Consider the following 15,016-nt stretch of genomic DNA (forward strand, 5'->3'; position numbering starts at 1 on the left):
TTTGCCAAGGGGTGGCCGTTTTTGTGTCACCTGTCGTGTTGCGTTGCCCTTTCGTTTTTCCCATAACGAAACGAAAAGGAAAGCAATATGCTAAGTCCAAAACCCGCACTGCTGGCCATGATGGTCGGTACCCTGCTCGCCTCCTCCGCCGCTTATGCGGCAGCTCCCGGCAAACCCGCCATCGGTTGGGGCCCCACCAAGTTTGCCATCGTCGAAATCAGCCAGTCCGCGACCGCTTATAACGAGCTGGTCAAGGTGAAGGATGGCGCCGATGTGACCGTCACCTGGAATCTCTGGAACGGCGATATTGGCCAGAGTGCCAAGGTGCTGCTGGATGGCAAGGAAGTCTGGTCCGGTCCCTCTTCCGCCGCGGGTACCGCCACCTTCAAGGTGCACAAGGGGGGCCGCTATCAGATGCAGGTCGCGCTATGCAACGGCGATGGCTGCACCCTGTCTGATGCCAAGGAGATCGTGGTCGCCGATACCGATGGCAGCCACCTTGCGCCGCTCAAGCCTGCCCTGCAGGAGAATAACAAACCCTATGTCAACAAGTCCGGCAAGGTGGTCGGTACCTACTATGTGGAGTGGGGGGTCTATGATCGCAACTTCACCGTGGACAAGCTGCCGGCCCAGAACCTGACCCATATCCTCTATGGCTTCACCCCGATCTGTGGCGGTGATGGCCTCAACGACAGCCTCAAAGAGATTGCCGGCAGCTTCCAGGCGCTGCAACGTGCCTGTGCCGGGCGCAAGGATTTCCAGGTCGCCATTCACGATCCCTGGGCTGCGCTGCAAAAAGGGCAGGGGTCACTGGTCGCCTGGGATGAGCCCTACAAGGGCAACTTCGGCAATCTGATGGCTCTCAAGCAGGCTTATCCGGACCTGAAGATCCTCCCCTCCGTCGGTGGCTGGACCCTTTCCGACCCCTTCTTCTTCATGCATGACAAGGCCAAGCGTGACGTGTTCGTCGCCTCGGTCAAGGAGTTCCTGCAGACCTGGAAGTTCTTCGACGGTGTCGACATCGACTATGAGTTCCCGGGCGGCGACGGTGCCAACCCCAATCTGGGGGACAAGACCAAAGATGGGGAAACCTATGTGCTGATCATGAAGGATCTGCGCGCCATGCTCGACGAGCTGGAGGCCGAGACCGGTCGCACCTATCAGCTCACCTCCGCCATCGGGGCCGGTTACGACAAGATTGAGGATGTGGATTACAAGGCTGCCCAGCAGTACATGGACCACCTCTTCGTGATGAGCTACGACTACAACGGTGCCTGGAGCAATACCTCCCTGGGTCATCAGGCCAACCTCTATCAGGCCACCAACGGCTCGGCCAACAAGCGCTACAACACTGATGCAGCGGTACAGCAACTGCTGGCGCAAGGGGTCGACTCCGGGAAGCTGGTGATCGGTGCCGCCGCCTACGGTCGCGGCTGGAAAGGGGTGAGCGGCTATCAGGGCAACGATCCCTTCACCGGCACCGCCACCGGCAAGATCAAGGGCACCTGGGAAGATGGCGTGCTGGATTATCGCCACATCGTCAACAGCCATATGGGCGCAGGCTGGGAGTACAACTACGACGAGACTGCCGAAGCGGCCACCCTGTTCAAGCCCTCCACCGGCGAGCTGATCACCTATGACGACGAGCGCTCGGTCAAGGCGAAAGGCCAATACGTGCTGGCCAACAAGCTGGGCGGCCTCTTCTCCTGGGAGATCGATGCCGACAATGGCGACATCCTTAACGCCATGCATGAAGGTCTCGGTCACGGTGAAGGGGTCACTCCGCCAGCCAACAAGCCGCCGGTCGCCAACGCGGGCAGCGATGTGGCGGTGACCGGCCCGGCTACCCTGACGCTGGATGGCTCAGCCTCCCATGATCCGGAAAAAGGCTCCCTGACCTACAGCTGGAAGCAGGTCTCCGGTCCGCAAGCCGTGCTGGGTGATACCACGCAGGCCAAGGTGCGGGTCGATGTGAATGCCGTCAGTGCCGATACCGCCCTGGTATTCGAACTGACGGTGACCGATGACCATCAACTGACCGCCAGGGATGAGGTGGTGGTGACCAACAAGGCGCCACAGCCCAACCTGCCACCAGTGGTCACATTGCCTACCAGCGTCAAGGTGGAAGAGGGCAAGCAGGTGACCATCACCGCCAAGGCATCCGACCCCAATGGCGACGAGCTGGTCTATCAATGGCAAGTGCCTGCCGGTATCACGGCGACCGGCCAGAACAGCGCCACCCTGGTGGTCACCGGCCCGGCGGTGGATACCGAAACCGGTTATGACCTCTCTGTGACCGTCTCCGATGGCGCACTCGACGCCAACGCGGCCACCCGTCTCACCGTCACGCCAGTCAACGAAGGCGGTGAAGGGGGCTCTTGCAACACCACAGATCCGGAAGCGGCCAACGTTCCCGCATGGCAGGTCAGCAAGGTCTACAACGGCGGTGACAAGGTGAGCCATAACCAGCTGGTATGGCAGGCCAAGTACTGGACTCAGGGTAATGAGCCGAGCCGCGCCGCCGATCAGTGGGCGCTGCTGAGTCAGGTTGATCTGGGTTGGAACGCTGCCGTTGCCTACAAGGGCGGGGATCTCACCAACCACAACGGCCGTCAGTGGAAGGCCAAGTGGTGGACTCAAGGCAATGAGCCGGGCAAGCACGATGTCTGGCTGGATATCGGGGCAGCAAGCTGTAACTGAGGCCTCCTCACCGATGACGGGGCATGGCGACATGCCCCTCATTCCCGGTAGCAATATGAACGAGAACCCGACAATGACCACAAATGTGACCCGAATCGCTGCCCTCATCATGGCAACCCTGGCGGCTGGCCCCCTGTCTGCCGCCACCTCGCCCCTGATATTCAATGACACGACACCGCAAAGCGATCTGGCGGGTAGCTTGGCTGCCAGCGTGCAGTTTGCCCAGAGCCAGATCCTGCCTTCCTATCCCAAAGAGGGGGATCGCCAACCCATCCTGACCAGCCTGCGCAAGAGCCTGCTGCTGGTGAAACCACTCCAGGCCGACGGGGTGACCCCCATGACGGTGGAGGCCCGTGACGGCAGCGGCAAGCTGCTTGGCACCCTGACCTTGTCGCCGCCATCGGCGCTGCCCGAGACGGTCTACCACCTCGCGGGGGTTCCCGAAGGCGGAGTGAGCTTCGTCCCGGAGAGCGGCAGCAGTGCCATCATCAGCAGCAGTGCTGATTTGGCCAAACTGAGCGACAAGAGCGGCGCCTTCCTCAAGGAGCGGCTGACTGGTCGCGCGCTGGTGGAGATCCAGACCGCCGACGGCCGCTGGGTTCGGGATATCTACCTGCCCGTGAGCCCGGAGCTGGAGGGCAAGATGGTGCGGATCCGCTCTAGCGCTGGTTATAACTCGACGGCCTTCTATGGCGAGCGACAGGTGACCGTCTCCCGTGGCCAGACCCTGCAGTTCAAGTTTGCCAAGGGGCAGTGGTTCCGTGAGGGGGAGCTGGAGAACAACCGCATCACCTATGCCCCGAATACCTGGAGTGGCGAGCTGCCTGCCGGGTGGAGCCAGCCCGGGCTGAACCTCTCCGTTCGACAGGGCAACCTCAGTGGTGAACTGCGTGATATCAAAGTCGGCGCCCCCGGCGAGCTGCTGCTGCACACCATCGACATCGGCATGCTCACCACGCCACGGGATCGCTTTGCCTTTGCCAATGACAAGGAGGCCCATCGCGAATACTTCCAGACCATCCCGGCCAGCCGGTTGATCGTCAGTCAGTATGCACCGCTCTCCCTGCCTGAGGTGATGCTGCCCAATGGCACCTTGCTGACCGATTTTGACCCGAGCGAGGGGGGTTGGCATGGCGGCACCATGCGCCAGCGCATCGGCAAGGAGCTTATCTCCCACGGCATCGACAATGCCAACTACGGCATCAATAGTAGTGCCGGTGAAGGGGAGGGGAGCCATCCCTTTGTGGTGGCCCAGCTGACGGCGCACAACAGCCGCGGCAAATATGCCAATGGGGTTCAGGTGCACGGTGGCTCCGGTGGCGGTGGTATCGTCACGCTGGATGATTCGCTGGGCAATGAGTTCAGCCACGAAGTGGGCCATAACTTCGGCCTTGGCCACTATGTGGATGGCTTCCGTGGCTCGGTTCATCGCAGTGCCGATCAGCTCAACTCCAGCTGGGGCTGGGACAGTGACAAACACCGTTTCATCCCCAACTTCTCGCCGACCCGCACCAATGAGGATGCCTGTCTGGATGGCCAGTGCCAGCCACCGTTCGATGGCCGCAAGTTTGGCTACGATGCAATGGCGGGTGGCAGCCCCCTCTCCGGCGCCAACCGTTTCACCCTCTATACCCCCAATTCCGCCGCCATCATCCAGCGTTTTCTGGAGAGCAAGGCGGTGTTCGATGCCAACTCGGCCACCGGCTTTAGCAAGTGGAACAGTGCGACGGCCAGAATGGAGCCCTATCAGCACACAATCGAGGGGATCGAGAAGGTCGATGCTCCCATGGATGCCCTGAGCGAGGCCGGACTGAGTGCCCTGCTGGCGGATTACGGCTTGGTCAGGGTTGCCATGTGGGATGGACGCTGGACTCGTGATATCCGGGTGCCGGTTGCCTCTGCGGACAACCGTGGGCGCAGTCTGACCATCGATCATGGGGCCGGTTACAACAGTCGCCTCTTTATCAACGGCAAGGAAATTGTGGTGAACCGGGGCTTCAAGAAGAGCTTCACCTCGGATGGCCAGAGCTGGGTGGAGGTCTCCCTCATCGATACCAAGGTTGCGCGCAAGCCGGAGCAGTTCGGCGTGCCGGTGACCACCCTGGTGGGCTATTACGACCCGCAGGGGAGTCTGCCCAGTTACATCTATCCGGCGCTGCATGGCGCCTACGGCTTCACCTATCCGGATGACAGCAACACCCTGTCCGGCAGTGACTGCCAGTTGCAGGTGGAGACTCGCGATGGTCTGCAGCGCTTCAGGCTAGCCAATCACCGGGCGGCCAGCAGCGTCATGAACAAGTTCCACATCAACCTGCCCACCGCCAGCGAGCCCGGCCGCGCCACCATCCAGTGTCGTGGCCAGACACTGGTACAGCAGAGCTTGCTGCCACCGCAGCAGACCCTCTCCTTTACCGTCAACGGGCGGCCGCTGGAGCAGGGCGTGGTGGAAAACCAGCCTCCGGTGGTGACCGTACCGGCGCAGCTTGGCGGCATCGGCGGTGAGTGGCTGACCATCACTGCCGAGGCGAGCGATCCCGAGGGCGATGCGCTGAGCTACCGCTGGCACTTCCCAGCTGGCTGGCAGGCGGACGGCGAGACCAGTGCCAACCTGCGTCTGTTACCGCCAGTTGTCACCACCAGCGAGCAGCATGAGCTGAGTGTGAGCGTCTCGGATGGGGTACATCAGAGCGAAGGGCGCGTCGTGCTGACGCTGGAGCCCGTGGTCGACGGCTCTTGCAACACCACAGATCCGGAAGCGGCGAATGTTCCCGCATGGCAGGCCAGCAAGGTCTACAACGGCGGTGACAAGGTGAGCCACAACCAGCTGGTATGGCGTGCCAAGTACTGGACTCAGGGCAATGCGCCGAGCCGCAGTGCCGATCAGTGGGCGCTGGCGAGTCAGGTTGATCTGGGCTGGAGCGCGACCGTTGCCTACAACGGCGCGGAGCTGACCAACCACAACGGCCGTCAGTGGAAGGCCAAGTGGTGGACTCAGGGTAACGAGCCGGGCAAGCACGATGTCTGGCTGGATGTCGGGGCGGCAAGCTGCCCCTAGGTTGAGTCCATGATGAAGATGGCGGAGCCTGTTCAGGCGGGCTCTGCCTTTTGCCACAAAACCATAGAGAGCAACAATAATGAAAAAAAACCGCATCACCCTTCTGCTTGCCGGCATGATGCTGAGCGGCCACCTGTGGGCGGCCGAGGCATACGACATCAACAAATCCTATCCGGGCGGCAGTCAGGTCAATTACAACGGCCAGGTTTTCGAGGCCAAGTGGTGGGTCAACCCGGGTCAGGCTCCGGGCATGGCGGCCGCCAATGAGTGGGATACCCCGTGGAAGCTTGTCGGCGAAGGGGAAGTGACCCCGCCGGATACCGGTGGCGATGACAAGCCCAATCCGCCGACGCCAACTCCGCCGGATGGCAACACTACCCCCGTCTATATGAGTCAGGCCGAGCTGGATGCCAAAGAGAAGGCGCTGACCGACTTCCCGGCGATGGAAGCGGTCAAGGCCTCCATCGCGACCCGTGACAATCTGGTCGTAGAAGCTGTGCTGCCGGGCCGTGTCGACAACCCGGGCAACGTCAAGCGGGTCGAAAGCCTGCTGAGCGAGAGCCAGTTCAACTACCTCTTCCCGCTGCGCGCCCCCGAGTACACCTATCGCGGCCTGCTGCAAGCGGCGGCCAAGTTCCCTGCCCTGTGCAGCGACTACAGCGATGGCCGCGATGCCGATGCCATCTGCCGCAAGACGTTGGCAACCATGTTCGCCCACTTCGCCCAGGAGACCGGTGGCCATGAAAACTGGCGCCCGGAGGCCGAGTGGCGTCAGGCGCTGGTCTACGTGCGCGAGATGGGATGGAATGAGACCATGCGCGGCGGTTACAACGCCGAGTGCCGCCCGGATGTGTGGCAGGGTCAGCAGTGGCCGTGCGGTACGTTCGATAATGGCGAGTTCAAGAGCTACTTTGGCCGCGGCGCCAAGCAGCTCTCCTACAACTACAACTACGGCCCCTTTTCCGAGGCGATGTTCGGCACGGTGCGCACCCTGCTCGACCGCCCCGATCTGGTGGCCGACACCTGGCTGAACCTCGCCAGTGCGGTGTTCTTCTATACCTATCCGCAGCCGCCCAAGCCCTCCATGCTCCATGTCATCGATGGCACCTGGCAGCCGAATGACCATGACAAGCAGAACGGTCTGGTGCCGGGCTTCGGAGTCACCACCCAGATCATCAACGGTGGGGTGGAGTGCGGTGGCCCGGTCGAGCACGCCCAGTCCCAGAACCGCATCAACTACTACCGCGAGTTTGCCAACTACCTCGGGGTGGCGGTGCCATCCGACGAAGTGCTGGGTTGCAAGAACATGAAGGTGTTTGACGACAATGGCGCCGGTGCCTTGCCCATCTATTGGGAGCAGGACTGGAGCTATGTGGCAGAGAACCCCAACGGCGGCAAGAGTTACGCTTGCAAGCTGGTGGGCTACCAGACCCGTTTCAGTGCCTTCAAGGAGGGGGATTACAGCCGCTGCGTTCAGCACTTCTATCCGGAGGTGGTGATCGAGGATAACGGCGGTGGCACCAACCTGCCACCGGTGGCCAATATCACCGGCCCGGCGCAGGCCGAAGGTGGCAGCAAGGTGACCCTTTCTGGCCAGCACTCCAGCGATCCGGAAGGCAAGCCACTCTCTTATGCCTGGACTGTCCCGGCTGGAGCTTCTGCGCCTGCGCTGGAGCAGGTGACGCTGGAGTTGACTCTGCCCAAGCCGGCCAGCGATACCAAGCTGGAGATCAAACTGACGGTCACAGATGAAGGTAATCTGAGCCGCAGCACTACCCATAGCCTGCTGGTGAAAGGGGAGGAGGGGGGCGTGACGCCGCCTGACTATCCGGCCTATAAAGAGGGGACTCCCTACAAGGCGGGCGAGCGGGTCAGCAACGGCGGTGCCAGCTACGAGTGCAAACCGCACCCCTACACCGGCTGGTGTGCAGGTGCTGCCTGGGCTTATGAGCCGGGCAAGGGTACGGCCTGGGCCGATGCCTGGATCAAGCTCTGAGCCGTTTCAGGGTTACAAGGCTTGCCGACAAGCCTGCGCACTATCTGGTGCAATAAAAGATGGGGCCTGCGGGCCCCATTCTTGTTTGGTGGAGTTCAGGTTTGGCCGTGGAACATCTGGCCCGGACAGGACAGCGCCTCGAAAGGGCTGTGTGATGATGTGTGTTGTTATTTTATTACATTTTCCGTGAAAGGCTTTCAGCAATTATTTGCCGTAGCGGAAGTAGTATTCACGGGTGGAGGGGGCATAGGCATCTTTCTCTACAACGCCGTTCTTGGTAGTTGCACCGCGCAGGTGGAACAGGACTGCCAGATTCTCAAACATGGTTTACCTCATCGCTCAGTCATTTATGGTTATGGTGTGTGACCTGGGTCACGGTTTGATCCTATGGTCATTTGTGAGCCAGATCAACTTTCTGTGTTGTAAATTTACAAAAATCATGGGAAGGGTTTTCAAATGCAATGCCCTTTATGGAAAGGCTTTCCCGAGGTGACGGGGGAGAAGCTGACGATCAGCCTGCAAAAGATGCCTGAGAGCGGGGGCGTTGCACGGGGAAAGAGGCTTGCTGCACGGCCTCTCCTGTATAGGTGCTTGAGCCGATTTGTGACATAAAACAGAGAGATAGCACGCGCCTTGCTGGTAAAAACAGCGAACTGCTGCAATTTTGACTAAACGAATCAGTCGCGGTTATTTTAGGGTTGACAGCAAAGCGGGTGATGCCTATCATGCGCCTCCGTTGCCGGAGATAACTTCGGTGGCGCCGAGGTGAGTTGGGGTTATAGCTCAGCTGGGAGAGCGCTTGCATGGCATGCAAGAGGTCCGCGGTTCGATCCCGCGTAGCTCCACCAAATTCTCCTCGAACAATCTGGAATCAAAGGGGTTATAGCTCAGCTGGGAGAGCGCTTGCATGGCATGCAAGAGGTCCGCGGTTCGATCCCGCGTAGCTCCACCAGATTCTTGATTGTGATTGAATACCCAGGGCAATGTGGTGTGTATCACCCAAGCCGACCTTTGTGGGGTTATAGCTCAGCTGGGAGAGCGCTTGCATGGCATGCAAGAGGTCCGCGGTTCGATCCCGCGTAGCTCCACCATTATTTAGGATGAATGGCCGCCAGAACCATTCATTCAGTACCGAATTTGGGGTTATAGCTCAGCTGGGAGAGCGCTTGCATGGCATGCAAGAGGTCCGCGGTTCGATCCCGCGTAGCTCCACCAAATTCAGAGTGACTGCCGGTCATTCACACAAATCGGGGTTATAGCTCAGCTGGGAGAGCGCTTGCATGGCATGCAAGAGGTCCGCGGTTCGATCCCGCGTAGCTCCACCAAATTCTTGTTACAAGAAGCAATAAGGCCACCGCATCACGGTGGCCTTTTTGTTTTCTCCATCATTTATTTTCTCCATACGTCCGCGCCTTTCATTTGTAAATCCAATGACCTGATTGAAAAAGCCCGCGAGAGTTGCGGGCTTTGCTTGCACTATTCAAATGCGCCTGTGGTTAACGGCGACGTCGCCAGGCCAGCGGCAGCAGGGCCAGCAGGCCGAGTCCCAGTGCACCACCGCCTGAGGAGGTGTCCGGTTTGGTGGCATCGCTCTCCAGTCTCAGGTCGACGATGATGGGATCATGGTCAGAGGCACTGAAGGGGTTGTCAGACTTGAGCAGGGTGCCGGTGTACTGGCTGCCGTACTCGAACAGGGAGCTCTCGAAGGAGTTGATGTGCCAGTCGGCGACACCTGCCACCTTGCTGGCCAGCGCCGGGTTGGCGAGGGCGTAGTCCAGGGTGCCCAGCTCCCCGTCGTAGCTGTAGGAGATGGCTTTCTCCTTGTTGAATTTGACGTTGAGATCGATCAGGCCGTAGCTGCGAGTCACTTCGCGACCGAGCTGTTCATAGGACTGCTCACCGATAAAGGTGTGGGAGGCCGATACGATCTTCCGCTCGCTGGTGGCCGGGTTGTAGTCGGTCAGTACCCGGATCGGATCTTCCTTGGCGTAGGAGTTGAAGTCGCCTACCAGCAACACCTGGCCTGGCAGTTTACTGACCGCCTCACCCAGCACCTTGGCGGCAGAGACCCGGAACTCGGTGCACTTGCCTTGCAGGTCGGCCGGTTCTGTCTTGCCATCGCCATTTTCGTAGCAGCCTGACCCCTTGGATTTGAGGTGGTTGACCACCAGCGTCAGCGGCTCCTTGCTCTTGGCGAGGGTGAAGGTCTGAACCAGCGAGTCGCGCTGACCAGCTGTCTTGGCTACACCACCAGTGGTGTAGCGCTGCTCCGGCAGCTTGATGACGCTGGCATCTCCGCTGGGGGTGAGCAGGGCAGGGCGGTAGATCATCGCCACCATGATGGCGTCGCCGCCGAAGAACTTGCCATCGGTAAGGGCAGTGACCGGCAGACGCACATAGGCGTAGTGTTTGCTCGCATCCTTCTGCTGTTCGTTGAGGCGGGTCACCAGATTGTGGAGGGCCGAGTTATCCTCGAAGCCGTTGTTCTCCATCTCCATCAGGCCAAGCAGATCGGCATCCATTGCGGTAATGGCATTGACGATCTTGGTGCGCTGCTTCTCGAACTCGGGCTGGCTCTTGGCACCCCGGTTGCAACCTTTGGCGTTATCGGCATCCGCCTGATCCTTGCACAGGATATTGAGTGCGCCGCCAATGCTGGAGTGGCTGGTGAAGTAGTTGAGCACGTTGAAGCTGCCGATCCGCAGATCGCTGCCAGCGAGGCGAGCCGGCGCGTCTTGACGATCCTCTTCAGGGCTGCGCAGCAGGGCGCCGGCAGTCAGGGTGACATCGCTCGGTACCACCAGACGGAAGGCATCCTTGTTGTATACGATCACCCCCTCCAGCCCGGTCAGTTGATCGCCGATACGCAGATATCCCTGATCGGCATCCCAGCTCGGGAACCAGGGCAGTACGCCATCCGGTGCTTTGTAATCAGACTCGACCACCAGACGGTTGCTGCCATTTTTGGTGGCCAGTGCGACAGCGTCCGCACTGCTGGCGACATGAAGTTGGGTCGGTTTGATCAGCGGGGTTTTGTGGGCCAACTCTACGTTGTTGCGATAGACCTTGTAGTCGAAGCCGTAGTTGCGTGTCAGGTGCAGGTCACTGCTGCTGTCGAGACGTACCCGCATCCCTTCGTGGCGATTGAGCGCTTGCGCAAGCGTCTCCCCTTCATTGACCTGTAGTACGCTGGTCGGCACATTCAGCCCTTGTGCGGTGACTTGCAGGCGGGCTTTGTTGGATTCGAAGGTGGGTTTGAGCTGGGTGCCGCCGTAATACTCCTCGACCTTGGCTTCAAGGCAGAGTTCAGCCCCCGGTTTGATGTCTTTATATTTGGTCGCGAAGTCCTTGTCGTTCAGATAGACAAAGATGCCATCAGAGGTGGCTGGATTGCCATCGCCCACCGGGTCTGTCAGATAGAAACCCTTGGTCAGGCTTTGGCCCAGCGTCGTCACGATACCGCGAACGTTGAAGGTGCCCGTGCTGATTTTACCGGTCACGTTACCGTTCTTGTCGGTCACGGTCTGGGTGGCCAGCGCGCTGGCGGAGCCTGTGCCCTGAATGGTCGGGATGGGAGTGAGTTGAGCCGGATCGGACGGGCAGACAAATGCCGCATGGGCGCCTGAGGATGCAAGTGCCAGCCCCACGGCCAGCGACAGCAGGGTACGAGTACCTTTCATAGGTGTTCCTTTTTTATTTTTGCCAGTGATTCCATAGCCTTGGCTCGTTGACCAAGGGCGCGCATTGTCACATTTCTGGCATGTCATACCAGTGAGCCAACGCACATTAAATGAATCTGGGAAGGTGCGGGAAAGCGTTTTTATGATCCCAGTAACGATATGATTTTGTTGATAATTCAATCAATTTTAACCCTGTGATCATGACGCTTTCGTGGCAGGGGATAATTCTCTTTGAGAATAAAGATTGAGGGGATCTTGTCGCCTTCCTATACTGGGTTCGTTCCTCACGGAACCCAGGTAAAGGGCAAACCGGCAGTGATGTCGGGGCGCAATGCTTCCGGTCTCGATCGTGGATCCAGATAGCGGGGTTTCCCTGGGTGAGGGGTGGTTTTTGTGGCAGGTCCATTGCCAGTTGTCTGCGCCCATCATGCAGGTTGCGATTGTTCTTTGCCTTGGTGACCAAGCCAAGACAAAACAAGGAAGATAACAATATGCAACAGCTCTTCAGACCCAGCAGGCTTGCCATGCTGGTCGCCCTTGCGGCTGCGCCCGCCTGGGCTCAGGCCGCTTATCCCGCCTATAAATCCGGTACTGCCTACAAGGCTGGCGATATCGTCAGCAACGTCGGTGCCCTCTACGAGTGCAAAGAATTCCCCTATTCAGGCTGGTGCGGGGCATCCCCCTATCACTATGAGCCGGGGGTGGGGGTGGTCTGGGCAGATGCCTGGAAGCCCTATGGTGGCGAGGTGCCTCCTCCTGCACTCGGCGTAGCCGTCAGCTCGCCAGCTGCTGGTGCCAGCTTCAACGAAGGTAGCAGTGTGGCGCTGGCGGTGACCTTGAGCGGCCCGGTGACGGCGCTGGTTAAAGTGGAATACCTTGTCGACGGCAAGCTGGTGGCCACGGCCAGCGCCTCGCCCTGGAGTGCCAGCTGGAGCGCCGCCGGAGTGGGAGGCCATACCCTCAAGGCTCGCGCGCTGGATAAAGATGGCAAGGTACTGAGCGAGGCGGATTCGAGCTTCAACGTCGCCGCCGTGGTGGCGCCGGAGGCGCCCAAGGCGAGCATCAGCAGCCCGGCCAGCGGCGCCAAGGTGACGCTGGGTCGTAGTGTGGCGGTGAGCGGCAATGTCACCGATGCCAACAACGATGTGGCCAAAGTCGAGCTCTATGTCGACGGCAAGAAGGTGGGCGAAGATACCACTGCCCCCTGGCAGGTGAACTGGACGCCGGATGTCAAAGGCAGTGCCGCCCTCAAGCTGGTGGCCACTGACAAGACCAATCTGAGCGGCGAGTCGGCGGCGGTGACCGTCAATGTCGAGGAGGCCGCGCTGCCGCCCACCGGTGGCAACCTCTCTTGTGACATTCGCCAGATCTATCGCCCGGATGGCTACGAGTGCATGGGGGATGACCATGCCCGCCGGGTCATCGGCTACTTCACCTCCTGGCGCACCGGCAAGAACGGCCTGCCCGCCTATCTGGTGAGCGATATTCCATGGAACAAGATCACCCACATCAACTACGCCTTCGCGGCGGTGGATGAGCAGAGCCACACCATCAAGGTGGACGATGCAGCCACCAAGATGACCTGGGATGGCGTGCCGGGTGCCGAGATGGATCCTGAATTCGCCTACAAGGGCCACTTCAACCTGCTGTCGAAGTACAAGAAGCAGTATCCGGACGTGAAGACCCTGATCTCGGTCGGCGGCTGGGCCGATACCCGCGGCTTCTACACCGCCACTACCAAGGGTGACTGCTCGGTCAATGTTGCCGGTATCAATACCCTGGCTGACTCGGCGGTGAGTTTTATCCGCCAGTACGGTTTTGACGGGGTCGATATCGACTACGAATACCCCACCTCGATGAAGGATGCGGGCAACCCCAACGACTTCCCGCTCTCCAACCAGTGCCGGGCCAAGCTGTTTGCCAACTACGAGGTGCTGATGAAGACCTTGCGGGCGCGGCTCGACAACGCCGGTAACGAAGATGGCCGCAAGTATATGCTGACCATCGCCTCACCGGCCTCGGCCTATCTGCTGCGCGGGATGGAGAACTTCCAGGTCACCCAGTATCTCGACTACGTCAACCTGATGACCTATGACTTCCACGGCGCCTGGAACCACTTTGTCGGTCACAACGCGGCCCTGTTCGACAACAATGCTGACCCCGAGCTCTCCCATTGGGGCGTCTATACCCAGACCCAGTTTGGCGGTATCGGTTACCTCAACGCCGCCTGGTCTGCCCACTACTTCCGCGGTGCGCTGGCGGCTGGCAAGATCAACGTTGGCGTGCCCTATTACACCCGCGGTTGGCAGGGGGTAAGCGGTGGCAGTCACGGGCTGGGTGGCAAGGCAGCCCTGCCGAGCCAGAACGAGTGCCAGCCGGGCACAGGTGGCAGCACCATTCCGTGCGGCAACGGGGCGGTCGGCATCGACAACATCTGGCATGATCTCGACAAGAACGGCAAAGAGATCGGCGGTGGCGCCGTGCCCATGTGGCATGCCAAAAACCTGGAGAATGCGGCCAGCCTCGGCATCACCACATTGCCAAGTTATGGCACTGCCTGGGGTCTGGATCCCAACAATCCGGCTCACGTGATGCAGGGCAAGTATGTGCGTTACTACGATGACAAGGCCCACGCGCCCTGGCTGTGGAATGAAGAGAAGAAGGTGTTCCTCTCAACCGAAGATGAAGAGTCCATGGGCCACAAGCTCGACTACATCATCAAGCGCGGTCTGGGTGGCGTGATGTTCTGGGAGATGGCGGGTGATTACGCCTTCGATCCGGCCAAGAACGAGTACGGCATGGGCAGTACCCTGACCACCCTGGCTTATGAGAAGTTTGCCAAGGCAACCCCGTACAACACCAAGCAAAACGATCTGGCCGCGCCGAGCGCCCAGCTCGACATCCAGGTCAGCCTCTCCGGCTTCAAGGAAGGGGACTCCAACTATCCGATCAACCCGAAACTCAAGCTGGTCAACAAGTCGACCCAGACCATTCCGGGCGGCGCGCGCATCGAGTTTCTGGTGCCCACCTCTACCTCTGACACCATCACGGATCAGAGTGGCATGGGCCTGAAAGTGGTGGAGAGCGGTGGCAACGACAACTCGGAAGGCATTGCGGGCGAGAAGGACTTCCACAAGGTCGCCATGAACCTGCCGGGCTGGCAGACTCTGGCGCCGGGGGCCGAGATTGAAGTCGCCATGACCTACTACCTGCCCGCCGCTGGCGTGCCGAGCGGTATGCGCATCATCAGCGGCAGCCAGACCATTGGTCTCAAGGCCGAGTTCCCGACCTTGCCGGAGGCCGTGCTGGGTTCGGGTGGCGGCGAGAATCCGGGCACCAGCTGCAGCAGCCAGAACGTCAATCCGGCGGCCTACAAGGCCTATCCGAGCTGGCCACAGGGGGATCATGCCAATGGCGGCGATCGCATTACCCATAACAAGGTGGTGTGGCAGGCGAACTGGTGGACCAGCAGCGAGCCCAAGGCAACCGATGGCAGCTGGAAGTCTGTCTGTAGCTATTGATTTTAAAATCAATGAGATAAGTGAGGCTTCGGCCTCACTTTTTTTGTCTGGTTGGTCGCTCTGG

The 15,016-nt window shown here is 60.0% G+C and carries 5 protein-coding genes, 5 tRNA genes and 1 riboswitch; of the genes, 9 read left to right on the plus strand and 1 reads right to left on the minus strand.

The features are described from left to right. Nucleotides 1-87 precede the first annotated feature (87 nt). The 8 genes from ACTG2U_RS17575 to ACTG2U_RS17610 all read left to right on the plus strand — a co-directional run bounded on the left by ACTG2U_RS17575 (nucleotide 88) and on the right by ACTG2U_RS17610 (nucleotide 9,076). Nucleotides 88-2,700: a glycosyl hydrolase family 18 protein gene (locus ACTG2U_RS17575; RefSeq protein WP_439974856.1), complete on the plus strand. Its 2,613-nt coding sequence runs from the start codon at nucleotides 88-90 to the stop codon at nucleotides 2,698-2,700. 73 nt (nucleotides 2,701-2,773) lie between these two features. Further along, nucleotides 2,774-5,755 (plus strand): M66 family metalloprotease, encoded by a 2,982-nt coding sequence (locus tag ACTG2U_RS17580; protein WP_439974857.1) that lies wholly within the window; start codon nucleotides 2,774-2,776, stop codon nucleotides 5,753-5,755. Between the two features lie 79 nt (nucleotides 5,756-5,834). Beyond that, entirely contained in the window at nucleotides 5,835-7,751 is a 1,917-nt protein-coding gene (locus tag ACTG2U_RS17585) for a glycoside hydrolase family 19 protein (protein WP_439974858.1), read from the plus strand. 772 nt (nucleotides 7,752-8,523) lie between these two features. Beyond that, nucleotides 8,524-8,599, plus strand: a tRNA-Ala gene (locus ACTG2U_RS17590). A gap of 28 nt (nucleotides 8,600-8,627) precedes the next feature. Next, nucleotides 8,628-8,703, plus strand: a tRNA-Ala gene (locus ACTG2U_RS17595). 63 nt (nucleotides 8,704-8,766) lie between these two features. Further along, a tRNA-Ala gene (locus ACTG2U_RS17600) sits at nucleotides 8,767-8,842 on the plus strand. A 48-nt stretch (nucleotides 8,843-8,890) separates the two neighbouring features. Then, a tRNA-Ala gene (locus tag ACTG2U_RS17605) sits at nucleotides 8,891-8,966 on the plus strand. A gap of 34 nt (nucleotides 8,967-9,000) precedes the next feature. Continuing rightward, nucleotides 9,001-9,076: transfer RNA gene (locus ACTG2U_RS17610), tRNA-Ala, on the plus strand. Nucleotides 9,077-9,247: 171 nt separating this feature from the next. Here ACTG2U_RS17610 and ACTG2U_RS17615 read toward each other — a convergent pair. After that, entirely contained in the window at nucleotides 9,248-11,431 is a 2,184-nt protein-coding gene (locus ACTG2U_RS17615; RefSeq protein WP_439974859.1) for an ExeM/NucH family extracellular endonuclease, read from the minus strand. A 293-nt stretch (nucleotides 11,432-11,724) separates the two neighbouring features. Beyond that, nucleotides 11,725-11,807: riboswitch (cyclic di-GMP riboswitch) on the plus strand. 115 nt (nucleotides 11,808-11,922) lie between these two features. On the opposite strand from ACTG2U_RS17615, the gene ACTG2U_RS17620 reads away from it, so the two are divergent. Further along, nucleotides 11,923-14,952: a glycosyl hydrolase family 18 protein gene (locus ACTG2U_RS17620; RefSeq protein ID WP_439974861.1), complete on the plus strand. Its 3,030-nt coding sequence runs from the start codon at nucleotides 11,923-11,925 to the stop codon at nucleotides 14,950-14,952. Nucleotides 14,953-15,016: the final 64 nt, after the last annotated feature.

The sequence above is a fragment of the Aeromonas sp. 95A genome, assembly GCF_051919235.1.
In the GTDB taxonomy this organism is placed as follows: Bacteria; Pseudomonadota; Gammaproteobacteria; order Enterobacterales; family Aeromonadaceae; genus Aeromonas; species Aeromonas veronii.

Excerpts from the sequence above, each read along its gene's own strand:
- ACTG2U_RS17585 (WP_439974858.1), top strand. The coding sequence starts at position 5,835 with ATGAAAAAAAACCGCATCACCCTTCTGCTTGCCGGCATGATGCTGAGC.
- ACTG2U_RS17620 (WP_439974861.1), top strand. The coding sequence starts at position 11,923 with ATGCAACAGCTCTTCAGACCCAGCAGGCTTGCCATGCTGGTCGCCCTT.
- ACTG2U_RS17615 (WP_439974859.1), bottom strand. The coding sequence starts at position 11,431 with ATGAAAGGTACTCGTACCCTGCTGTCGCTGGCCGTGGGGCTGGCACTT.
- ACTG2U_RS17580 (WP_439974857.1), top strand. The coding sequence starts at position 2,774 with ATGACCACAAATGTGACCCGAATCGCTGCCCTCATCATGGCAACCCTG.
- ACTG2U_RS17575 (WP_439974856.1), top strand. The coding sequence starts at position 88 with ATGCTAAGTCCAAAACCCGCACTGCTGGCCATGATGGTCGGTACCCTG.